22 protein-coding genes are annotated in these 21,169 nt (G+C 65.5%); 9 read left to right on the top strand and 13 right to left on the bottom strand.

Translation table 11 applies throughout. From position 1 onward, the window contains the following. Window positions 1-226: 226 nt before the first annotated feature. The 9 genes from C100_RS29745 to coxB form a co-directional block, all read right to left on the bottom strand. Entirely contained in the window at window positions 227-1,096 is an 870-nt protein-coding gene (locus C100_RS29745; RefSeq protein WP_024018691.1) for a class I SAM-dependent methyltransferase, read from the bottom strand. Window positions 1,097-1,183: 87 nt separating this feature from the next. Beyond that, entirely contained in the window at window positions 1,184-2,584 is a 1,401-nt protein-coding gene (gene thrC, locus C100_RS29740; protein ID WP_024018690.1) for a threonine synthase, read from the bottom strand. Between the two features lie 44 nt (window positions 2,585-2,628). Beyond that, the gene (locus tag C100_RS29735; RefSeq protein WP_024018689.1) at window positions 2,629-3,294 is read right to left on the bottom strand and encodes an SURF1 family protein; all 666 of its coding nucleotides are present in this window, start codon (window positions 3,292-3,294) and stop codon (window positions 2,629-2,631) included. 87 nt (window positions 3,295-3,381) lie between these two features. Next, the gene (locus C100_RS29730; RefSeq protein WP_024018688.1) at window positions 3,382-4,212 is read right to left on the bottom strand and encodes a cytochrome c oxidase subunit 3; all 831 of its coding nucleotides are present in this window, start codon (window positions 4,210-4,212) and stop codon (window positions 3,382-3,384) included. Window positions 4,213-4,246: 34 nt separating this feature from the next. Then, the gene (locus tag C100_RS29725; protein ID WP_024018687.1) at window positions 4,247-4,822 is read right to left on the bottom strand and encodes a cytochrome c oxidase assembly protein; all 576 of its coding nucleotides are present in this window, start codon (window positions 4,820-4,822) and stop codon (window positions 4,247-4,249) included. After that, window positions 4,822-4,959: a hypothetical protein gene (locus C100_RS48820; RefSeq protein ID WP_024018686.1), complete on the bottom strand. Its 138-nt coding sequence runs from the start codon at window positions 4,957-4,959 to the stop codon at window positions 4,822-4,824. The genes C100_RS29725 and C100_RS48820 overlap by 1 nt, the downstream gene beginning before the upstream one ends. Continuing rightward, the gene (locus C100_RS29720; RefSeq protein ID WP_024018685.1) at window positions 4,956-5,876 is read right to left on the bottom strand and encodes a heme o synthase; all 921 of its coding nucleotides are present in this window, start codon (window positions 5,874-5,876) and stop codon (window positions 4,956-4,958) included. Before C100_RS29720 ends, C100_RS48820 begins: the two co-directional genes overlap by 4 nt. Before the next feature lie 128 nt (window positions 5,877-6,004). Then, a complete protein-coding gene (gene ctaD, locus C100_RS29715; protein ID WP_024018684.1) occupies window positions 6,005-7,690 on the bottom strand; it encodes a cytochrome c oxidase subunit I in 1,686 nt (561 codons plus the stop codon). Between the two features lie 13 nt (window positions 7,691-7,703). Further along, the gene (coxB, locus tag C100_RS29710; RefSeq protein ID WP_024018683.1) at window positions 7,704-8,771 is read right to left on the bottom strand and encodes a cytochrome c oxidase subunit II; all 1,068 of its coding nucleotides are present in this window, start codon (window positions 8,769-8,771) and stop codon (window positions 7,704-7,706) included. Window positions 8,772-9,057: 286 nt separating this feature from the next. On the opposite strand from coxB, the gene pyrE reads away from it, so the two are divergent. The 6 genes from pyrE (at window position 9,058) to C100_RS29680 (ending at window position 13,248) form a co-directional block, all read left to right on the top strand. After that, the gene (pyrE, locus tag C100_RS29705) at window positions 9,058-9,639 is read left to right on the top strand and encodes an orotate phosphoribosyltransferase (RefSeq protein ID WP_024018682.1); all 582 of its coding nucleotides are present in this window, start codon (window positions 9,058-9,060) and stop codon (window positions 9,637-9,639) included. A 2-nt stretch (window positions 9,640-9,641) separates the two neighbouring features. Then, window positions 9,642-10,370, top strand: coding sequence for a pyridoxine 5'-phosphate synthase (locus tag C100_RS29700; RefSeq protein ID WP_024018681.1), 729 nt, complete (start codon window positions 9,642-9,644; stop codon window positions 10,368-10,370). Window positions 10,371-10,383: 13 nt separating this feature from the next. Beyond that, the gene (acpS, locus tag C100_RS29695; RefSeq protein ID WP_024018680.1) at window positions 10,384-10,785 is read left to right on the top strand and encodes a holo-ACP synthase; all 402 of its coding nucleotides are present in this window, start codon (window positions 10,384-10,386) and stop codon (window positions 10,783-10,785) included. A gap of 35 nt (window positions 10,786-10,820) precedes the next feature. Continuing rightward, window positions 10,821-11,693 (top strand): signal peptidase I, encoded by an 873-nt coding sequence (gene lepB, locus C100_RS29690; protein WP_024018679.1) that lies wholly within the window; start codon window positions 10,821-10,823, stop codon window positions 11,691-11,693. 19 nt (window positions 11,694-11,712) lie between these two features. After that, window positions 11,713-12,795: an AI-2E family transporter gene (locus C100_RS29685; protein ID WP_024018678.1), complete on the top strand. Its 1,083-nt coding sequence runs from the start codon at window positions 11,713-11,715 to the stop codon at window positions 12,793-12,795. Between the two features lie 123 nt (window positions 12,796-12,918). Then, a complete protein-coding gene (locus C100_RS29680; RefSeq protein WP_024018677.1) occupies window positions 12,919-13,248 on the top strand; it encodes a hypothetical protein in 330 nt (109 codons plus the stop codon). A 122-nt stretch (window positions 13,249-13,370) separates the two neighbouring features. Here the strand turns inward: C100_RS29680 and C100_RS29675 are convergent, their stop codons facing one another. Beyond that, on the bottom strand, window positions 13,371-13,931 hold the full coding sequence (locus tag C100_RS29675) for an FKBP-type peptidyl-prolyl cis-trans isomerase (RefSeq protein ID WP_024018676.1): 561 nt from the start codon (window positions 13,929-13,931) through the stop codon (window positions 13,371-13,373). 75 nt (window positions 13,932-14,006) lie between these two features. Next, a complete protein-coding gene (rpsU, locus tag C100_RS29670; RefSeq protein WP_021226581.1) occupies window positions 14,007-14,213 on the bottom strand; it encodes a 30S ribosomal protein S21 in 207 nt (68 codons plus the stop codon). Between the two features lie 226 nt (window positions 14,214-14,439). Here rpsU and C100_RS29665 point away from each other — a divergent pair, with 226 nt between their 5' ends. Further along, the gene (locus C100_RS29665) at window positions 14,440-15,198 is read left to right on the top strand and encodes a class II aldolase/adducin family protein (RefSeq protein ID WP_024018675.1); all 759 of its coding nucleotides are present in this window, start codon (window positions 14,440-14,442) and stop codon (window positions 15,196-15,198) included. Window positions 15,199-15,201: 3 nt separating this feature from the next. On the opposite strand, the gene C100_RS29660 is transcribed toward C100_RS29665, so the two are convergent. Together C100_RS29660 and C100_RS29655 are read right to left on the bottom strand one after the other, a co-directional pair. After that, a complete protein-coding gene (locus C100_RS29660) occupies window positions 15,202-18,780 on the bottom strand; it encodes a hydantoinase B/oxoprolinase family protein (protein ID WP_024018674.1) in 3,579 nt (1,192 codons plus the stop codon). A gap of 155 nt (window positions 18,781-18,935) precedes the next feature. Further along, entirely contained in the window at window positions 18,936-19,490 is a 555-nt protein-coding gene (locus C100_RS29655; protein WP_024018673.1) for an outer membrane protein, read from the bottom strand. A gap of 317 nt (window positions 19,491-19,807) precedes the next feature. Here C100_RS29655 and C100_RS29650 point away from each other — a divergent pair, with 317 nt between their 5' ends. Beyond that, window positions 19,808-20,464 (top strand): hypothetical protein, encoded by a 657-nt coding sequence (locus C100_RS29650; RefSeq protein ID WP_024018672.1) that lies wholly within the window; start codon window positions 19,808-19,810, stop codon window positions 20,462-20,464. Next, window positions 20,464-21,153 (top strand): hypothetical protein, encoded by a 690-nt coding sequence (locus tag C100_RS29645; RefSeq protein ID WP_024018671.1) that lies wholly within the window; start codon window positions 20,464-20,466, stop codon window positions 21,151-21,153. Before C100_RS29650 ends, C100_RS29645 begins: the two co-directional genes overlap by 1 nt. The last annotated feature ends 16 nt before the right edge of the window (window positions 21,154-21,169 follow it).

Here is a 21,169-nt window from a genome sequence, read left to right as displayed (position 1 = left end):
GCGGGGACGGGAGCCTCCCGCACCGGCGCCGGGCGCGGCGTGGCCGTGGGCCTGGCGGCGGGATGCGGGGCAGGCGCGGACGCGGGACGCGATGCAGGCGGGCCGACGCAGGAGGCGAGCAGGACCAGCAGGGACGGAGCGGCGATAAAAGCGGGAATAAGACGCATGGCGCCCGTCATGCCGGACCCGGCTCCCCCGCTCAACCCGAAAAGGCCAAATGGAGCGCTTAGCGCCGCCAGCGCGCCCAGATGGCGGTGGGCAGCAACAGGCCGCGCGCTTCCTCCCGCACCGCCAGTTCCCCCGCTTCCACAGTGCCCGGCAGGTCGGCGAAAGCCTGGCGCAGCAATTCGCCGATCGCCAATGCCGACATGCGCACCGCATAGACGGTCAGGAACAGAAAACGGCTGTCCGCGTCGAGCAAGGCGCGGCAGTTGGCGATGAGACCCGGCAGATCCTCTTCCAGCCGCCATATTTCGCCGTCCGGGCCGCGACCATATTTGGGCGGATCGAGCAATATGCCGTCATAGCGACGCCCCCGGCGCACCTCGCGTGCGACGAACTTGGCCGCATCCTCGACGATCCAGCGAACAGGACGCTCCTCCATGCCCGACAGGGCGGCATTGGCGCGGGCCTGGGCGACGGACTTCTTCGATGCATCGACATGGACCATGCGCGCGCCGCCGGCCGACAGCGCCAACGTGCCGACGCCGGTATAGCCGAACAGGTTCATCACCTCCGCATCGGGCTTGTCGGCTATGCTGGCGCGAAGATTGTCCCAGATTGGCGCCATGTCGGGGAAGAAGCCAAGATGGCGGAAGGGCGTGCAACTCGACTGGAACGTCACTTCCCTCCAGTGGAGCGGCCAGCCTTCGGCCGGGACCGGCTGGTCATAATACCAGCGGCCGCCGCCATCCTCGTCCGAACCGGGGATGAATTCCCCGTCCGCGCGCCAGTCGCTGGTCGCCGGCTGCCACATCGCCTGCGGTTCGGGCCGGATGAAACGGAAGCGGCCATAGCGCTCCAGCTTGCGGCCACCGCCTGAATCCAGCAGGCCGTAATCCGACCAGGGTTCGCCGATAAGGGTCTTGAGTTCCACGCAACCTCCGTTCGTGTCGAGCGAAGTCGAGACACGGCAAGGATTCACATATCGTTTCTCGACTATGCTCGAAACGAACGGGCTTCTTCACCCTCGCGGCGTCGCCCGGTCGGCGACATAGGCGGTAATCGCCTCGAAGGTCGCGGGCAGCTTGGCATAGCTTTCCTCGCGCGCGAACAAATCACCCACGCGCGGCGGCAATGGCGGGCGCGTGCCGGTCGCCCGCTCTACCGCGTCGGGGAATTTGGCGGCATGGGCGGTCGCCAGCGTCACCACCGGCACAGAAGCATCAATGTCCGCCGTCCGCGCCGCAGCCAGGCCGATCGCGCTGTGCGGATCGATCACCTGACCCGCCGCGTCATAGGCCCAGCGCATCGCCATGGTCATGCCGTCGGCGTCGATGCGCGAGGAGGTCAACAACCGGGCCGCGCCGGCGCGCTGCGCGTTGGTGAGGCGCATCGCCTTGCTTGCCTCAAAGCCGCGCATCTGATCGGCCAGCGCAACGCCATCACGGCCGCCGGCGTCGAACAGCAGCCGCTCGAAATTGGAGCTGACCTGAATGTCCATGCTGGGGGTCGCTGTCGATACGACCTGGCCCTGGCTATAATCGCCCTCCGCCAGAGCGCGGTGGAGGATGTCGTTGACGTTGGTGGCCACGATCAGCTTCGCGACCGGCAGGCCCATCTGCGCCGCGACATAGCCGGCGAACACGTCGCCGAAATTGCCGGTCGGCACGGAGAAGGCGACTTCGCGCTCCGGCGCGCCCAGGCGCACGGCGGCGTAGAAATAATAGACGATCTGCGCCATCAGCCGCGCCCAGTTGATGCTGTTCACCGCCGACAGGTTGAAGCGGCTCTTGAAGCCGGCATCGTTGAACATCGCCTTCACCAGCGCCTGCGCATCGTCGAAGCTGCCATCGATCGCGATATTATAGACGTTGGGCGCGCGCACGGTGGTCATCTGCCGCCGCTGCACATCGGACACGCGGCCTTCGGGATGGAGCATGAAGATGTCGATCTTCGCGCGGCCCGCCACCGCGTCGATCGCCGCCGAACCGGTGTCGCCCGATGTCGCGCCGACGATGGTCAGATGATCGTCACGGCGCGACAGGAAGCGTTCGAACATCTGGCCCAGCAACTGGAGCGCCACATCCTTGAAGGCGAGCGTGGGACCGTGGAACAGTTCCAGCATCCAGTGCTGGTGGTCGAGCTGGACCAGCGGCGTCACCGCCTGATGGCTGAAGCGACCATAGGCGGCGGCGCAAAGGTCGCGCAGCTCGTCTTCCGTCAGCGCGCCCGCGACGAAGGGCGACATGACACGGACGGCGGTCTCAACGTAAGAAAGACCGGCAAGGGACCGAATCTGGTCAGCGGTAAAGGCGGGCCAGCTGGTCGGCAGATACAGCCCGCCATCGGACGCCAGCCCCGCCAGCGTCACATCCTCGAACCCGAGCGACGGCGCGCTCCCCCTGGTGCTCTGATATTGCATAATGGGAATGCGCGGTAACGCCAGCCGCGCCGGGGAGCAAGCCTTTAGGCGGGGTTTGGCGCGTTACGGCGGCGCAGGGCCAGAATATAGATGATGACCGCGATGGCGGCAAAGAAGAACCATTGCACCGCATAGGCGAGGTGATTGTTGGGCAGATCGGCCGCGCGGGGCGGAGCGACCGGCTTCAGGCCGGGCGGCGCCGTGCGGGCGATCAGCATCGGCCGCAGCGGCGGCGCCTTGCCGCCGATGCGGGGGAAGAGCGCACGATGGTCCGGCTCCTGGCTGATCCAGCCTTCGACCCGGCCGCCGGTCCAGGCCGGTTTTTCGTCCGGCTTTTGGCTGACCCCGACGGCGATCATCACCCCCGGCCCTTCCGCCCCGGTCGCGCACTGGGCGATATGGCGATAGCCGGTGCTGCCGTCGGCGGCGCGTCCGGCCTCCACCTGCCAGCCCACGACCCGCAGGCAATAGGCCGAGGAGCGACGGAACAACAGATCGGCCGGGACCGGCGGAAGCTTTGGAAAGGCGACGGGCGGGCGACCGGGATTGGTCGCGGCAAATGTCAGCGCCTGGGCCTTCTCGCCACGGCGCTGAAGCTGCCAGACGCCAAGGCCGATCATGACGAGGACCGCCAACGCCACGAGCAGGGTCGGCAGGACAGGAATGCGCACGGCGCGTCGTCCTTTTGCGGGATCAGGTTGAGCGGTCATGGCGGTCCTGCTTAACCGATGATGCGGGACATGAAAACGGCCGGAGCGATAGGCCCCGGCCGCGTTGCTTTCGACATCCTGCCGGACTCAGCCGCCGTGAACCGGCGCGCTCCAGCCACCCCAGACATAGATGGCGACGAAGAGGAACAGCCACACGACATCGACGAAATGCCAATACCAGGCCGCTGCTTCGAAGCCGAAATGCTGGCGCGGCGTGAAATGGCCCTGATAGGCGCGGACCAGATTGACGATCAGGAAGATCGTGCCGACCAGGACGTGGAAGCCATGAAAGCCGGTCGCCATGTAAAAGGCCGAGCTATAGGGATTGCCGCCGAAGCCGAAGGGCGCATGGGCATATTCATAGGCCTGGATGCTGCTGAACAGCGCGCCCAGGATGATCGTGCACCACAGCCCCTTGATGAGGCCGTCGCGGTCGCCATGGATGAGCGAATGATGCGCCCAGGTGACGGTCGTGCCCGAGCAGAGCAGGATGAGCGTGTTGAGCAAAGGCAGCTCGAACGCGTTCATCACCTCGATATCCTTCGACGGAAACAGGCCGTCGATCGGCGCGAGCAGGCTGGGGAACAGGGCGAAGTCGAAAAAGGCCCAGAACCAGCCGACGAAGAACATCACTTCCGAAGCAATGAACAGGATCATGCCGTAACGCAGGTGCAGCTGGACCACGGGCGTATGATCGCCGGCATGGGCTTCGCCGATCACATTGCCCCACCAGCTGAACATGGTGAAGAGCACGCCGGCAAGACCGATCAGGAAGACCCAGCCGCCGCCCGGCCCCATGGCATCGGGATGCATCCACATGATGGCGCCCATCGCCATGACCAGCGCCGACATCGAGCCGAAGAGCGGCCAGATGCTGGGCGGAAGAATATGATAATCGTGATTCTTGGCGCCTGCCATGCTTCTCTTCCCCGTTCCTGTTCTCTGCTGTTCCTTAACCCGCCTTCTGGCCCTGCTCAACAGGGTAGAAAGTGTAGCTCAGCGTAATTTCCTGCGTGTCCTTATTGTCGGGATCGTCCAGTATCTTGGGATCGACATAATAAAGGACGGGCATCCGCACTTCCTGACCGGGCTGCAATGTCTGCTGCGTGAAGCAGAAACATTGGATCTTGGTGAAATAGGCCCCGGCCTGGGTCGGCGTGACGTTGAAGCTGGCCGATCCTGTCACCGGCCGGTCCGAGAGATTCTTCGCGACGAAAATCGCCATCGACTTGGCGCCGACCGTCACCGTCTGGGTCGGATGTTCGGGACGGAATTGCCAGGGCATTCCCGGCTGCACGTTCGAATCGAAGCGGATCGACAGCATGTGCCCGGTCGCCTGGCGAACCTCAACACCGGCGTCCGCCCGCTGCGTCGTGCCGTTGAAGCCGGTCTGCTGGCAGAAGATGCGATAGAGCGGTACGGAGGCGAAGCCCAGGCCCAGCATCGCCAGCCCGACCCCGACCATGGCGACCAGGGTCCGCCGGTTGCGCCGGCTCCGATCGAAGGGTGAGGGAGGGAGCGTCGCCATCAGATCTGATCGCTCACACCGATTTTCGCCAGGGTGATGGCGAAGAAGAGGATGGCGAGAAAGCCGAGCAGCAGCCCGGTCACCAGCGCGCGCGACTTTTGCCGGGCGCGCACCTGATCCTGCTCCTCCGGCGTCATGGCAGCAGCCAGCGGTCGACGACCACCGCCCCGAACAGCAGGAACAGATAAAGGATCGAATATTTGAACAGCCGTTTTTCCGGCGCCATATTCGCCGGATCGGTCTCCCGATGACGATAGACCTGGAACGCCAGGGCGGCGAATATCGCCGTGCCCACGATGGCGGCCGTGCCATAGATCGGCCCCGTCAGCCGCAGCAGCACCGGCGCAAGAGCCGCCACCGCCATGATCGCGGTGTAGAGCCATATCTGGCGGCGTGTCGTCACCTCACCCGCCACCACCGGGAGCATCGGGATGCCCGCGGCGGCATAGTCGGTCCTGACGAACAGGGCGAGCGACCAGAAATGCGGCGGCGTCCAGAAAAAGATCAGCATGAAGAGCGCAACCGGCAGCGCGCTGATGTCGCCTGTCACCGCGGCCCAGCCGATCACCGGCGGGAATGCACCCGCCGCGCCGCCGATGACGATATTCTGCGCCGTGCGCGGCTTGAGCCAGATGGTATAGACGAAGACGTAGAACAGGATCGAGACGGTCAGCACGGCGGCGGCGAGCAGATTTGTCGCCATGCCCATCAGGATCACCGAAAAGAAGGACAGGCCCACCCCGAAATGCAGCGCCGACTGTCGGTCCATGCGCCCGGCAGGCAGCGGCCGGTTGGCGGTGCGCTTCATTTTGGCGTCGATGTCCGCCTCATACCATTGGTTGAGCGTGGCGGCGGCGCCGGCGCCCAGCGCGATGCAGAGAATGGCGGTGAAGGCCAGCACCGGATGGATATGGTCCGGCGCGGCAAGCAGACCGCACAGGCCGGTAAACACCACCAGCGTCATGACGCGCGGCTTGGTCAGCGCGACGAAATCGCGCCAATGGGCCGGCAATGCGGGCGTGGCGGTCCCGGACATGATGGGCGAACTGGCCATAAACTCCTCTTTCGATCAGCCCTGCGCCCATAAAGGCGCCGACCGATTCTCGCAAATGGACGGACGGTCCCACCCCGCCCGTTCCCTTGCGGCGCGCCCGACCCGTGCCGGGCGCGCGATGGGCCGCGTCAATCGATGACGGGCAGCGTTTCGAACTGGTGGAAGGGCGGCGGGCTGGGCAGCGTCCATTCCAGCGTCGTCGCGCCTTCGCCCCACGGATTGCTTTCCGCGCGCTTGCCGGCGGCGAGCGACCAGATGAGGTTGATGAAAAAGATCACCATGCCGGCGGCCATGATTTCATAGCCGTGGCTGGCGACGCTGTTCCAGTAAGCAAAGGCCTCGGGATAATCGGGATAGCGGCGCGGCATACCCGAAAGGCCCAGAAAGTGCATCGGGAAGAACAGCAGGTTCACGCCGATGAAGAAGACCCAGAAGTGCAGCTGGCCCAGGAATTCATTATACATCTTCCCGGACATTTTCGGGAACCAGTAATAGAAACCGGCGAACAGGCCGAACACGGCGCCCAGCGAAAGCACATAATGGAAATGCGCGACGACATAATAGGTGTCGTGCAGCACGTCGTCGACACCGCCATTCGCCAGCACGACGCCGGTGACGCCACCCACGGTGAACAGGAAGATGAAGCCCAGCGCCCAGACCATCGGGGTCTTGAAGCTGATCGAGCCGCCCCAGATGGTCGCGATCCAGGAGAAGATCTTGATGCCGGTCGGCACCGCGATCACCATGGTGGCGGCGGTGAAATACATCTTCACATTCACCGACATGCCGGTCGTGAACATATGGTGCGCCCAGACCACGAAGCCGACGACGCCGATCGCGACCATGGCATAGGCCATGCCAAGATAGCCGAACACCGGCTTGCGGCTGAAGGTCGAGATGATCTGGCTGACGATGCCGAAGCCCGGCAGGATCATGATATAGACTTCGGGATGGCCGAAGAACCAGAAGAGATGCTGGTAGAGTTCGGGATCGCCACCGCCCGCGGCATCGTAGAAGGTGGTGCCGAAATTGCGATCGGTCAGCAACATAGTGATCGCCGCGGCCAGGACCGGCAGCGCGAGCAGCAGCAGGAAGGCGGTGACCAGCACCGACCAGACGAACAGCGGCATCTTGTGCAGGGTCATGCCCGGCGCACGCATGTTGAGGATGGTGGTGATGAAGTTGATCGCACCCAGGATCGAACTGGCGCCCGCAATGTGGAGCGACAGAATCGCCATGTCGACGGCGGGGCCGGCCGAACCGCTGGTCGACAGCGGCGCATAGACGGTCCAGCCGGTGCCCGCGCCATAGCCGGTGCCGCCGGGCACGAAGGCCGAGCCGAGCAGCAGCGTGAAGGCGGGGATGAGCAGCCAGAAGCTGATGTTGTTCATCCGCGGAAAGGCCATGTCCGGCGCGCCGATCATGATCGGCACGAACCAGTTGCCAAAACCGCCGATCATCGCGGGCATCACCATGAAGAAGACCATGATGAGGCCGTGCGCGGTGATGAGCGCGTTCCAGAGATGATAGGCCTGGTCCAGCGTGGCCGGTTCGACGCCCAGCAGGCTATGCTGCATGTTTGCCCAGGTCTGGAGATACTGGATGCCCGGCTGCGCCAGTTCGGCGCGCATCAGCCCCGAGATTGCGCCGCCGATGATGCCGGCGACGATCGCGAAGATCAGATAGAGTGTGCCGATGTCCTTATGGTTGGTGGACATGAACCAGCGCTGGAAAAAGGCCGGCTTGTGATCGGCATCATGATGATCGTGCCCATGGGCCTGATCGCCGTGATGATCTGCGGTAATGGTCGTCATGGCGTCGCCCCTCTCAAAGCGTCTTCGTGCCGGCATCGCTGGCCGGCGGTCCGGGCAGGTCGCTGCCCGGCTGTGGTCCCATCGGCGCGGCCGGCGCGGCGGTGCCGCCCTTCAGCGTGCCGCCCTGGGAAAGAACCCACTGATCGAACTGGGCCGGCGGCAGCGCTTCGATCGCGATCGGCATGAAGCCGTGGCGCGCGCCGCACAATTCCGAACATTGGCCGTAATAGACGCCCGCTTTCTCGATGGTGAAGCTCTTTTCGTTGAGGCGGCCGGGCACGGCGTCCATCTTCACCCAGAGCGAGGGCACCGCGAAGCTGTGGATCACGTCCGCGCCGGTGATGATGAGCTTGACCGGGCGGCCGACGGGCAGGACCAGGCGATTGTCGGGCGCCAGCAGATAGGGCTCGCCATTTTCCTTCGCCTTGTCCTCCGGCAGCATGTTCGAAACAAATTCGGGGATGCCGGCGTCGGGATATTCATAGCCCCAATACCATTGATAGCCGGTCACCTTGACGGTCAGCGCATCCTTGGGCGCGGGCTTGTACTGGTCGGCCAGCAGCCCGATCGAGGGCACGGCGATCGCGAGCAGGATCAGCACCGGCACGACGGTCCACACCACTTCGATGAGGGTGTTGTGCGAGGTCTTGGACGGCACCGGGTTGGCGGCGCGACGATAGCGCACGATCACATACAGCATCAGCACCAGCACCAGGAGCGAGATGAAGGTGATGATCGGCATCAGCATGACGTCGTGCAGCCAGCGCGCGGTTCGGCCGGTATCGGTGAACTGTTCCTGCAGCGTGATTTCCGCCGGGCGCGGCATCCCGATGCCCTCGGTCGGTTTCATCCGCGGCGGGGCGGCGACTTTCGCGGCGGGCGCGGCTTCGCTCACATTGGCGACATTGGCGTCCGCCGAATCAGCGGGCGCGCCCAGGTCGGAAGAACGAGGGTCGGCATCCACCGGCGTAGCGGCGATCGATGCGGCGGCTTCATTCTGCGCAAGCGCCTGGCCATTCATCGCCATAGCCGGCGCAAAGGCCAGCAAACCGGCGAGAATGAGCGATTTCACCTTTTTCATAGCGTCTTCGTAACCCCTAACCCCTTGGCGCCGCTGCAACGAAAACGCATATGATGATGCTGCCCTCGCCCGTCCGGTCTGAGGCGGCTTATAGGGATGCTTTCCCCCGGCCTCAAGCACAGATGGAGCAGATTTTCTTCGCTGTTGCAACGCACCCCCCACCCGCCTATCTCGCACTTCCGCGCACAGGGGCGCGGGATGGGCGACGCGCTTGCGTCCGCGCATGAGGTGAAGGCGGATCGGCACCGGCATCGGCGCCGAACGCGCGACGGGATAATATGACGGCATGACAGACGAGGAAGTATTGGCGGAATTCCGGGCGGCAGGCGCGCTGCTCGAGGGACATTTCATTCTGTCGTCGGGCCGCCGCAGCGCCAATTATCTGCAATGCGCGCGCGTATTGATGAACGCCGAACGGGCTGGCCGGCTGGCGCGCGCGATGGTGCAGAATTTGCCGCGCGAGTTGCGGCAGGAGATCGACCTGGTGGTTTCGCCGGCCATGGGCGGGCTCATCATCGGCCATGAAATCGGCCGCGCGCTGGACAAGGATGCGGTGTTCCTGGAACGCCCGGAAGGAACGTTCGAATTGCGCCGCGGTTTCACTGTCGCGCCGGGGCAGAAGGTGTTGATGGTCGAGGATGTCGTGACCACCGGCCTGTCCTCGCGCCAGGCGATCGAGGCGGTCGCGGCCGAGGGCGGGATCGTCATCGCCGAAGCGGCGCTGGTCGACCGGTCGGCGGGCGAGGTTGAGCTTGGCGTTCCCTTCTATCCGCTCGTGTCGATCAATTTCCCGGTCTATGACGCCGACGCGCTGCCGCCTGAACTGGCCGAAATCCCGGCGACGAAGCCGGGCAGCCGGAAGCAATAGGGATGAGCGCGCCCCTTCGCCTTGGCGTCAATATCGACCATGTCGCGACCATCCGCAATGCGCGCGGGGGCGAACATCCCGATCCGGTCAAGGCCGCGCTGCTGGCGGTCAAGGCGGGCGCGCACGGGATCACCGCGCATCTGCGCGAGGACCGGCGCCATATCCGCGACGAGGATATCGCCATGCTGATGGCGGCGCTGGACGTACCGCTGAACCTGGAGATGGCGGCGACGCAGGAGATGCTGGACATCGCGCTGCGCCACAAGCCGCACGCCGCCTGCATCGTGCCGGAAAAGCGGGAGGAACGCACGACGGAAGGCGGCCTGGACGCGGCCGGGCAGATCGACGTGCTGCGGCCCGTCGTCGCGAAGCTGAACGACGCCGACATCCGCGTCAGCCTGTTTATCGAGGCGGACGCGACCCAGATCGCGGCCGCGGTCGAACTGGGCGCGCCGGTCGTGGAACTCCACACGGGCGCCTATGCCCATCTGGAAGGCGCTGCGCGTGCTGCGGAACTGCGGCGGATCGCCGACGCGGCGGCGCTGGCGGCCAAGAACGGCATCGAGCCGCACGCCGGCCATGGCCTCACCTTCGACAATGTCGCGCCGATCGCGGCCATCCCGCAGGTCGCCGAACTCAATATCGGCCATTTCCTGATCGGCGAGGCGATCTTCGGCGGGCTGGAGGCCAGCATCCGCGAAATGCGGCGGCAGATGGACCTGGCGCGGTGAAGGCGGGCAAGAGGTGATCATCGGCCTCGGCTCCGACCTGTGCAATATCGAGCGGATCCAGAATTCGCTCGACCGGTTCGGCGACCGCTTCGTGCAGCGCGTCTTTACCGCGGCAGAGCAGGCCAAGGCGCAACGCCGCCCCTTCACCAGGGCCGGCACGTTCGCCAAGCGCTTCGCCGCCAAGGAAGCCTTTTCCAAGGCGGTGGGCACCGGTTTCAAGGCGGGCGTGTTCATGAGGGATATCGGCGTGGTCAACGCGCCATCGGGCGCACCGACGCTCAAGCTGACCGGCGGGGCGCTGACGCGGCTGGAAGCGATGGTGCCGCAGGGCTATAAGGCCGTCATTCATCTGACGCTCACCGACGATCATCCATGGGCGCAGGCCTTCGTCATCATTGAAGCGCAGCCTTTGTGATGGTTCATCCCCGCGACCGCCGAGAGACTCCACCCATGCCGGCCATCGACACGCCCGAAGATAGCGCCCCGCCTGCCGAAGAGACGGAAAAGGGCAGCATCAACTGGTGGCATGAGATCAAGAGCATCGCGCTGCTGATCCTGGCGGTGCTGGCCTTCCACAGCTTCGTCGCCAAACCCTTCTATATTCCGTCCGAATCGATGATGCCGGTGCTGCTGAAGGGCGACCGGCTGGTGGTGAGCAAATTCCCCTATGGCTGGTCCTATGTCTCGCCCAGCTTTCACCCCCTCCCCTTCCTGAACGGCCGCATCCTGGGCCGCCTGCCGCAGCGCGGCGACATCGTCATCGTGTCGCCCCACCATCGGCGCGAGGATTATATCAAGCGTGTCATCGGCCTGCCCGGCGACATCGTGGAAGTGCGGGGCGGTCGGGTGATCCTGAACGGCGTCGCGGTGAAGCAGAAGGCGATGAAGCCGCTGCGCATTCCCGTCGACGGCAACGCCCCCTGCCCGCCCGGCCAGTTCCCCGGCGCGCGGGTCACCGGCGCGGACGGCCGGGATTATTGCGAACTGCCGGTGCGGCAGGAAAGCCTGCCCAATGGCAAGACCTATGTCACCATCGACATGGGGCCGAGCACGCTGGACTGGTACGGGCCGGTCCGCGTGCCGGCGAATCACGTCTTCCTGATGGGCGACAATCGCGACAACAGCGCCGACAGCCGCGCCCCGCTGGCGGAAAACGGCCTGGGCGGACCGGTGCCGTGGGAAGCGATCGGCGGGCGCGCCGAATTCATCACCTTCAGCCTGGATGGCGATGCGAACTGGAACCCGTTGAGCTGGTTCCATGCCTTCCGCAGCGGACGGGCCGGGAACAGCCTGCGTCCAGCGAGCGTTGCACCGCCGGAATGACGGCAAGGGGTATCGGATTTTGAGCGAGACGCAGCAGCATGTCGAGGAACCCGGTCCCAGCGAAGTCCGCAGCCCCCTGGTCCAGCAGGAGCTGAAGCGCGCGGGCGTATGGTTCGCGCTGGCGATCACCGTCGCGGCGGTCGTCCTGCTGGCGCAACCGCTGATGCTGATCATGGGCGCGCTGGTGCTCGCGACGATGATGGATGGCGGCACGCGCCTGCTGGGGCGGATATTGCCGATCGGACGCGGCTGGCGGCTGACCATCGTGCTGCTCGGCGCGGTCGCCTTCATGGCCTATACCTTCTATCTCACCGGCTCCAGCCTGGCGGCGCAGGCGCAGGCGATGCGCACCATCGTCGAAGCGCAGGTCATGCGGATCGGCGGCTGGATGCAGCAACTGGGTGTCACCACCACGCCCGAAGACCTCAAAGGACTGGCGCAGCAGGCGATGAGTTCCATGGGCCGGGTGACCGCCGCGGTCGGCACCGCCGTCGGCGCGGTCACCAGCGGGGTCATGATGCTGGTGCTCGCCATCTTCATCGCGGTCGAACCGAAACTCTATGAGCGCGGGGTCGCCTGGATGCTGCCGATGGAGCAGCGCGCGCATTTCTACGAAATCGCCGACAAGATGGGCTGGACGCTGCGGCGGCTGATGTTCGGCCGGATCATCGGCATGACCGTGGAAGGTGTCGGCACCTGGCTGCTGCTTTGGGCGGGCGGCGTGCCGATGGCGGGGCTGCTCGGCATCCTGACCGGCCTGCTCGCCTTCCTGCCCAATATCGGCGCGATCGTGTCGGGCGTGCTGATCGTGCTGGTCGGATTTTCGGGCGGCACCGATACCGGCCTCTATGCTGTGGGGGTCTATCTGGCCGTGCAGATCGTCGATGGCTATCTGATCGTGCCGATGGTGGCCAAGCGCGCCGTCGACCTGGCGCCGGCGTTGATCCTGGCGGCGCAAATCCTGTTCGGCGCCTTGTTCGGCATCATCGGCCTGTTCCTGGCCGACCCCATCGTCGCGATGATAAAAGTCTATCTGGAGCAGCGGTCCAAGGCGCTGGACGCGACGAATCGCGCGCATCCGGGCGAAGCATCGCAATCTTAGCTTTACAGGTTTCGGCATGTCGCAGTCATGCCGCCAGCCCCGCCCCGAACGGCCCGTGGAACGTCGTGGCTGTCCAGCGCTTTGTCCTCATGATAAACGGAAAAGGGCAAAAGGAGTTGGATCATGACCGTGGGTTTGGACAAACAGAAGAAGCTGCATTTCGACCTGACCAATGTCGGGATGCGCGCGCAGGCGACGGCGGTTGGCCTGTTGCAGCTCTGTTTGGAACTGCGCAACGCCGGCATATTGGCCGATGATGCGGTGGAGCGGATCAAGGGGGCGATCGCCTGCGACATCGAAGTGTCGGCGCCCCGTTCAGTCGCGACGCCACATTATCGCCGCGACATAAGGGAACGGCTGGACCAGCTGTTTTCGGGCGAGGCGAAGATCGGCAGCGCCGACGCCCTGGCCTTTGGCGAAACGCCTGACGACACCTGCCCCGACGCGGACTGATGGGGCAAAAGAAAAGGGGCCGACAAGCGGCCTGACTTATTGAAAAGGGGCCGACAAGCGGCCTGACCTATTGAAAAGGGGCCGACAAGCGGCCCCTTCCTCGACTCGTCTGGCTGTGCGGGTTACTGGCCCGGCTGTGGCGCGGCGCCCGGCTGCTGCATCATCTGCTGCTGCAACTGCATCAGTTCCGCCTTCGACTTGAAATCATGCATGGTGACGTCGAACACCAGCACCGAACCGCCGGGGATCGGGCCGTTATCCTCATCGCCATAACCCAGGTCGGACGGTATCCACAGGCGGTATTTGCCGCCCTTCTTCATCTTTTGCAGGCCTTCGGAAAAACCGGGGACGACGCCATCGACGGGCATCGGCGCCTGCGGATTTTCATCGAAGACCGTGCCGTCCAGCAGCGCGCCCTTATAGCCGACCAGCGCGACGTCCGTGGTCGTCGGGCTGGGGCCGGCGCCTTCTTCCAGCACCTTATATTGAAGGCCCGATGCCGTCGTCACCACGCCCGCTTCATGGGCGTTTTGCGCCATGAAGGCGGCCGGCGACGGTGCGACGCCCTGCTGCCCCGCCCAGGCGAGCCCGCCCGCGGCCAGCGCGACGACGGCGATGCCGACCCAGAGCCGCGTCAGCGACCCCTTGGCGATAGGACGAAGGGGAACAGCCGTCGTGGACATGGGCGTGCGCTCGCAATTAGGGGCGGGAAAGTCAGCTAGGGACGGGACGGCGCCGCCGCCCCGTTGCGTGGCGTCTTAACGGACGCCGTCGCGCTCGGCGCGCTTGCGTTCCATCTTGCGCGCGCGGCGCACAGCGGCGGCCTTTTCACGGGCGCGCTTTTCCGACGGCTTCTCGTAGTGACGGCGCAGCTTCATTTCGCGATACACGCCCTCGCGCTGCAGCTTCTTCTTGAGCGCGCGAAGAGCCTGGTCGACATTATTGTCGCGAACGATGATCTGCATAAGTCCGTCAATCTCCAATCAAAAACGGGCGCTTCGCCGGGACATATCTGTCCTTCCCGACGGCCCGACCGAATAGCAAAGCCAGTGAGTCGTCGCAGGTCACCCTGCGCCATGTGCGCGGCGCCTTATCAGCCGGGTCATGGAAATTCAAGCCCAAAGGCCGCGATCTCGACTTTTGCGACGAGCGGGGGGATAATGACCCGATAATGACAGAAAGAGGATCGCCATGGCAACAGCAGCGCATAAGCCCGACATCACGCCGCAGGAATGGGAGGCGCGCCAGCAACTCGCCGCCTGCTATCGCATCTTCGACCATATGGGCTGGTCGGAACTCATCTACAACCACATCACCCTGCGCGTGCCGGGGGAAGACAGCGCATTCCTGATCAACCCCTTTGGCCTGGGCTATCATGAGGTGACGGCGTCCAACCTGGTCAAGATCGACATTGACGGCCATGTGCTGGACGGCAGCCCCTATCCGGTCAATCGCGCGGGCTTCACCCAGCATGGCGTGTTTCACCGCCACCTGCCCGACGCCCATTGCATCATCCATACCCATACGACCGCCGGCATGGCGGTCAGCGCCTGCGCCGAAGGGTTGCGGCCGATCAGCTTCTACGCCGCCGCCTTCATCGGCCAGGTCGCCTATCACGACTTCGAGGGCGTCACGATTCGCCTCGAAGAAGGCGAAAGGCTGATCGCGCATCTGGGCGACAAGCGAGTCATGATGCTGCGCAACCACGGGACGCTGGTGATGGCCCCCACCTTGCCGGAGGCGTTTCTGAAGCACTGGCTGCTTCAGCGCGCCTGCGAAATCCAGGTGGCGGCGGGCGCGGCGGGGACGCCGGTCGACATTGCGCCTGAAGTGATCGCGGTGCATCAGCGCGACCTGGCGGGCGTGCAACTGCCGGTCGGTCCGGGCGTGCCGGATTTCCAGTCCATGGTGCGGGTGATCGACCGGATCGATTCGAGCTGGCAGCGTTAAGCCTCAGCTTTTCCCAAATCCCCCGCCGCCCGGCGTCTCGATGACGAAGGCGTCGCCGACGCGCAGGTCGGCGGCGGCCGTGCTACCGAGCGGCGCGACCGTGCCGTCGGCGCGCTCCACCCAGTTGCGACCCGCAGCGCCCGGCGCGCCACCGTCAAGGCCGAAGGGCGGGACGATCCGGCGGTTGGCGAGGATGCCGGCCGTCATCGCCTCCAGGAACCGGATGCGCCGCACCGCGCCGTCGCCGCCCCGGTGCCGCCCTGCCCCGCCCGAACCGGCGCGGACGGCAAATTCCTCCAGCAGCACCGGAAAACGGGTTTCGAGGATTTCCGGGTCGGTGAGGCGGCTATTGGTCATATGGGTCTGAACCACAGGCGCACCGTCGAAATCGGGACCGGCGCCGGAGCCACCGGCGATCGTCTCATAATATTGGTGACGGTCATTGCCGAAGGTGAAATTGTTCATCGTCCCCTGCGCGCCCGCCATGATGCCCAGCGCGCCGAACAATGCGTCGGTCACGACCTGGCTGGTCTCCACATTGCCCGCCACCACGGCGGCGGGATGGCGCGGGCGCAACATCGATCCTTCGGGCACGATGATGGTGACGGGCTTCAGGCAGCCATCGTTCATCGGCACGGCTTCGTCGATCAGGGTGCGCACGACATAGAGCACGGCGGCGCGCACGACCGAAAGCGGGGCGTTGAAATTGCCCGGCAACTGGTCCGACGATCCGGTGAAATCGATGGTTGCCGATCTGGCGGCGGCATTAATCGCGACAGCGACCTGGACAGCTGCGCCATTGTCCATCGCATAGGTGAAGCGGCCGTCCGACAGATGCCCGATCAGGCGGCGGACGGCGGCTTCGGCCTGGTCCTGGACGTGGGCCATATAGGCCGCGACCATGTCCACGCCATAGTCGTTGCTTATCCGTAACAATTCTGCCGCGCCCTTGGCGCAAGCCGCGATCTGGGCGGAAAGGTCGGCGATATTCTGGTCGATGTTGCGCGCCGGGAAGGGGCCGGAAGCCAGCAGGTCGCGAATCGCGCCCTCGCGGAAAGTCCCCCGGTCCACCACCAGCAGATTGTCGATCAGGATGCCCTCTTCCTCGACCGATCGGCTGCCCGGCGGCATGGAGCCGGGCGTGATGCCGCCAATATCGGCGTGATGGCCGCGCGCCGCGACATGGAAGGAGGGTGCGGCCCGCCCGTCCACGAACACCGGCATGACCACGGTAATATCGGGCAGGTGCGTGCCGCCATCATAGGGGGCGTTGAGCGCATAGACATCGCCCGGCTGCATCCCGCGCCCGTCGAACGCCACGCCGTCCAGTCCGGCGCCGCGCCGACGCATGATCGCGCGGATGCTGTCGCCCATGCTGCCCAGATGCACCGGCATATGCGGCGCGTTGGCGACCAGATTGCCCGCCGCGTCGAACAGGGCGCAGGAAAAATCGAGCCGTTCGCGGATATTGACCGAAGACGCGCTGTGCTGGAGCGCGGCGCCCATTTCCTCGGCGATCGCCATGAACAGGCCGCCCATCACCTCCAGCCGCACTGGATCGACCGCATCGGCGTTCCCCGTTTCGGGCATGGGGCGCGGCTGGTGACGGGTCAGGATCAAGTTGCCGATGGCGTCGATCCGGGCGCGCCAGCCCGGTTCGACCACGGTGGTGGACACGGGATCGATAATGAGCGCGGGGCTGTCTATTTCGCTGTCGGCTTTAAGGCCCGCCCGGTCATGGACGGATGCGCAAAGGCCGCCAATATCCACCTGCGCCAGTGGCGGCGCGGCTTTGTCGGGGAAGGCGACGATGCCGTCCATCGCCGCCTGCGTTTCGGCAACGGCTTCGACCCGCGCCATGTCGATGAGGATGGCGCCCTGCCCTGCAAAGCCGAAGCGGGCGCGATGCTGGTCCAGGAACGCGGCGCGCATGGTTTCCAGATCGCCCAGCGGCACGTCGAACAGGCTGTCGGTGCGATCATAGCGCAGGCGCAGCAGCGTTTCGGTCCGGTCCGCCTGCGGCAGGTCGGTGCGGGCGTCGGCGGCCAGCGCGGCGATGGCGGCGTGCAGATCGTCCATGGTGTCGGCGCCGAGCGGCAGGGCCAGCGTGCGTTCCCGCACCGAACGCCGATCCGCCAGCCCCATGCCATAGGCGGACAGGACGCCGCCGAGCGGATGGATCATCACCCGGTCCATGCCCAGCGCATCGGCGACCAGACAGGCATGTTGCCCCCCTGCCCCGCCGAAGCTGACCAGCGTATAGCGGCTGACATCATGGCCGCGCGCGACCGAGATGCGCTTGATCGCATTGGCCATGTTGGCGACGGCGACGGCGATGAACCCCTGCGCGGCGTCCTGCGGCGACATCGGCCGGCCGGTTTCCGCCTCCACCTGCGCGCAGAGGTCGGCGAAGCGCTGCTCGACAGCGATACGGTCGAGCGGCTGGTCGCCGTCAGGGCCGAACAGGCTGGGGAAAAAATCGGGCTGGATCTTGCCCAGCATGACATTGCAGTCGGTGATGGTGAGCGGGCCGCCACGGCGGTAGCAGGCCGGACCCGGCACGGCCCCGGCGCTTTCCGGGCCGACGCGGAAACGTCCGTCGACGAAGGAACAGACCGAGCCGCCGCCCGCCGCGATGGTGTCGATTCGCATCATCGGCGCGCGCAGCCGCACGCCCGCCACCCGCGCTTCATTGTCGCGCTCATAGGCGCCGGCATAATGGGACACGTCGGTCGATGTACCGCCCATGTCAAAGCCGATCACCCGGTCAAAGCCCGCCTGCCGCGCGGTGCGGGCCAGGCCGACAATGCCGCCGGCAGGCCCCGAAAGGACGGCATCCTTGCCGCGGAACAGGTCGCCCGGCGTCAGGCCGCCATTGGATTGCATGAACAACATGTCGGCGCCTTCGCCCAGCGCGGCGCGCAGGCCATCGACATAGTTGCGCAGCACGGGGGAGAGATAGGCGTCGGCCAGCGTGGTGCCGCCCCGCCCGATCAGCTTGATGAGCGGGGCGACATCGTGGCTGGCGCTGATCTGGGTGAAGCCGATCTCCGCCGCGATCCGGGCCAGCCGCCGCTCATGCGCCGGATAGCGATAGCCGTGCATCAGCAGGATCGCGACGGCGCGCAGACCGCTGTCATGCGCGGCTTGCAGCGCGGCGCGGGCGGCGGCTTCATCGAGCGGGCGGCGGATCGTGCCGTCGGCCATCAGCCGCTCGTCAATCTCCACCACGTCGGCGTAGAGCGGATCGGGCAACTGGATATGGCGCGCGAAGAGGTCGGGCCGTTCCTGCGTGCCGATGCGCAGCGCGTCGCGAAAGCCGCGCGTCACAGCGAGCAGCACCGGTTCGCCCTTGCGCTCCAGCAGGGCGTTGGTGGCGATGGTGGTGCCGATGCGCAGGGCACAGGATGGGACCGGGCCGTCGCCCGCGCCGGTCAGGCGGCGCACCGCTTCGACGGCGGCGTCGACATAGCGTTCGGGATCGCTGGAAAGCAGCTTGACGACGTGCAGCCGCCCGTCGGGGTCGCGCGCCACCACATCGGTGAAGGTGCCGCCGCGGTCGATCCAGAAATGCCAGCTCATGTGACCTGATGGCGGGACCGGACGGGAATGGCAAGACGCACGGGGAATGCGGAACGGCCGCAGTCCTAAAGACCGTTCCGCACCCCAACTCTCATACGAGAGATGACCGGGACGGGACGGACCGGGTGACGCGCACCCGACCCGCCCCGATCAGATCAGAATTTCGCGACCACGCCCGCCATCGGACGGATCGAGCGAAAATTGCCCAGCGTGTCGGCCTGGACGCGCAGGCGGATATTGCTGCTCTGGGCCGAACCGCCCATGTCTGCGGCCGATAATTCGACGCCCGCGCCATAGGTGGTGCCATGGAAATCAGGGCTGTCGGGGCCGAGCGCGTCGAAATTTGTCCACCTGTAGCCGACCTTGCCGAAAATCAGGCTGTCCTTGCCAGCCTTCACGCCGGCGCGGCCAGCCACGCCATATTCCCAGTCGATGTCGCCGGAAACGCCCTTGGCCGCGCTGCCTTCGACACCGACGACGACCGGGCCGGCGACATTATAGTTCACACCGGCGACGCCTTCGACCATGCGACCCTTGTAGCCTACGGGCGGAATGCCTTCCTTGCCGGTTTCGCTGTCGAAATTGTCCACGCCGCCCATGACGGCGACATAGGGTTCGACGCGGCGGGTGGAACCGGCATCATCCTGCGCCAGAGCGGCGGCGGGAATCAGGGACGCGGCAGCGGCTGCCGTGAAAAGCAATGTCTTCATGGGTATGACCCTTTATTATCTGTTGGGGATGGTGCGGCGGTGTGGACCCGCCGGGCCGCATGTCTGGCGCTGGAAGCGACCGGCGCGGCAGGAACGAAAATGACCGGACCCACCGGAAGGTTTCCTGAACCGGTCGCGAAAATCGCCTGAAAAGCGGTTATGTGACGGAAAGAACACGGTTTCTGTCATCAGGATGAACGAAAGGGCGGATTTCTGAACAAAGAATAAATGCTTGCCCCTTGTCCTGGGCGCCATTCACAACCAATTCAAACTGAAGGCGTTATCCCGTCATCAGAAAGACGATAAGGAGACAGGCGATGACTGGAACCGCAAAACGGGTTCTGACCGCCATAGGCCTTGCCGGCGCGTTGGTCCTGGGCGGCTGCGCCTATGATGACGGCTATGGCTATGGCGGCGTAAGCGTGGGCAGCGGCTATTATGGCGGCGGCTATTATGACCCCTATTACAGCCCCGGCTATTATGGCGGCGGCCAATATGGCTGGTACAATAATTATTATTATCCGGGCACCGGCTATTATGTCTACGACCGGGGCGGAAAGCGCCACCGCTGGACGAACAGCCAGCGCAGCTATTGGGAAGCACGCCGCGCCGACCGGCGGGACGATCGCGGCCGCGATCGCGACGGGCGGCGCAACTGGCGCGGCAATGACGGGCGGCCCGATCGCGATGGCCGGCCGGGCAACTGGCAGCGGCCCGACCGCGATGGCCGACCCGGCAACTATGCGCGGCCGGATCGCAATGGCCGGCCCGATGGCGGCAATGATCGTGGCCGTTGGCAGGGCGGACGAGGACGCGACGGCAATGATGCCGTCCGTCGCCCGCCGCAGCCCCGTCCGCAGGCGAGCCAGCCCCGGCCGCAGCGCAGCATCGGCAACCGGACCGCGCCCGCCAGCCGGGCCAGGCGCCCGTCGAGGAGCGGTCGCGAACCGTCACCACGGACGCGCCCGAACTGATGCGGGATAGGGTCAAGACCGCCGCGCTCCTTTCCCTGCTGCTCGTCGCCGCGTGCGACGGGCGGGAGGAAAGCGCGATCGACAATCTCGCCAATGGCGCCAATACCGCGCAGATCGAAAATAACGTCCGGGCCGAGGCGATGTCGCTGATGGAGCCGCTGAACCCGCCAGCGCCGGGCACTCCCGGCGGCCTGCCGGTCGATCCGGCCCCGATCGCGGAAGGATCGATCGATCCCGACAGCGCCCAGGGCGCGGCGCAGGTGGTGCAGGGCTATTATGGCCTGCTGGAGGAAAAGCGGTTCGAGGATGCGCAGGATCTGTGGAACCCCTCGACCGCGATCGGCGCGCAGGATGACGCGCATTTCGCTGCGCGCTTCAGGGGTTTCAGTGAGATCCACGCCAATGTCGGCGCTCCGTCCGAACCCGAAGGCGCGGCCGGATCGCTCTATGTGACCGTGCCGGTGCAGGTCTATGGCCGCATCGCCGCCAATGGCAAGCCCTGGTACGCGCTGCGGCAGGTCACGCTGCGCCGGGTCAACGATGTTCCCGGATCGTCCGAGGAACAGCGTCGCTGGCATATCCAGTCGATCGGCGCCTATGCGCCGGAAGACGCAGGTGAAGCCGATAATGGCATGGAGATGGCCAAGACCATTTCCATGACCGACGGGATGGCCCGCAAGGTGCAGTAAAGCCCATTGGCTGCGC

Origin of the sequence: Sphingobium sp. C100, from assembly GCF_000508185.1 — a bacterium.
GTDB lineage: Bacteria > Pseudomonadota > Alphaproteobacteria > Sphingomonadales > Sphingomonadaceae > Sphingobium.
Note: the sequence above shows the minus strand (reverse complement) of the source record. Positions and strands in the feature narration are given on the sequence as shown.

Coding starts and splice junctions, on each gene's coding strand:
- C100_RS29735 (WP_024018689.1), bottom strand. CDS start 3,294: ATGACCGCTCAACCTGATCCCGCAAAAGGACGACGCGCCGTGCGCATT.
- C100_RS29660 (WP_024018674.1), bottom strand. CDS start 18,780: ATGAGCTGGCATTTCTGGATCGACCGCGGCGGCACCTTCACCGATGTG.
- C100_RS29725 (WP_024018687.1), bottom strand. CDS start 4,822: ATGGCGACGCTCCCTCCCTCACCCTTCGATCGGAGCCGGCGCAACCGG.
- C100_RS48820 (WP_024018686.1), bottom strand. CDS start 4,959: ATGACGCCGGAGGAGCAGGATCAGGTGCGCGCCCGGCAAAAGTCGCGC.
- C100_RS29680 (WP_024018677.1), top strand. CDS start 12,919: ATGACCGTGGGTTTGGACAAACAGAAGAAGCTGCATTTCGACCTGACC.
- pyrE (WP_024018682.1), top strand. CDS start 9,058: ATGACAGACGAGGAAGTATTGGCGGAATTCCGGGCGGCAGGCGCGCTG.
- C100_RS29645 (WP_024018671.1), top strand. CDS start 20,464: ATGCGGGATAGGGTCAAGACCGCCGCGCTCCTTTCCCTGCTGCTCGTC.
- C100_RS29720 (WP_024018685.1), bottom strand. CDS start 5,876: ATGGCCAGTTCGCCCATCATGTCCGGGACCGCCACGCCCGCATTGCCG.
- C100_RS29730 (WP_024018688.1), bottom strand. CDS start 4,212: ATGGCAGGCGCCAAGAATCACGATTATCATATTCTTCCGCCCAGCATC.
- ctaD (WP_024018684.1), bottom strand. CDS start 7,690: ATGACGACCATTACCGCAGATCATCACGGCGATCAGGCCCATGGGCAC.
- C100_RS29650 (WP_024018672.1), top strand. CDS start 19,808: ATGACTGGAACCGCAAAACGGGTTCTGACCGCCATAGGCCTTGCCGGC.
- lepB (WP_024018679.1), top strand. CDS start 10,821: ATGCCGGCCATCGACACGCCCGAAGATAGCGCCCCGCCTGCCGAAGAG.
- rpsU (WP_021226581.1), bottom strand. CDS start 14,213: ATGCAGATCATCGTTCGCGACAATAATGTCGACCAGGCTCTTCGCGCG.
- coxB (WP_024018683.1), bottom strand. CDS start 8,771: ATGAAAAAGGTGAAATCGCTCATTCTCGCCGGTTTGCTGGCCTTTGCG.
- C100_RS29655 (WP_024018673.1), bottom strand. CDS start 19,490: ATGAAGACATTGCTTTTCACGGCAGCCGCTGCCGCGTCCCTGATTCCC.
- C100_RS29700 (WP_024018681.1), top strand. CDS start 9,642: ATGAGCGCGCCCCTTCGCCTTGGCGTCAATATCGACCATGTCGCGACC.
- thrC (WP_024018690.1), bottom strand. CDS start 2,584: ATGCAATATCAGAGCACCAGGGGGAGCGCGCCGTCGCTCGGGTTCGAG.
- C100_RS29675 (WP_024018676.1), bottom strand. CDS start 13,931: ATGTCCACGACGGCTGTTCCCCTTCGTCCTATCGCCAAGGGGTCGCTG.
- C100_RS29665 (WP_024018675.1), top strand. CDS start 14,440: ATGGCAACAGCAGCGCATAAGCCCGACATCACGCCGCAGGAATGGGAG.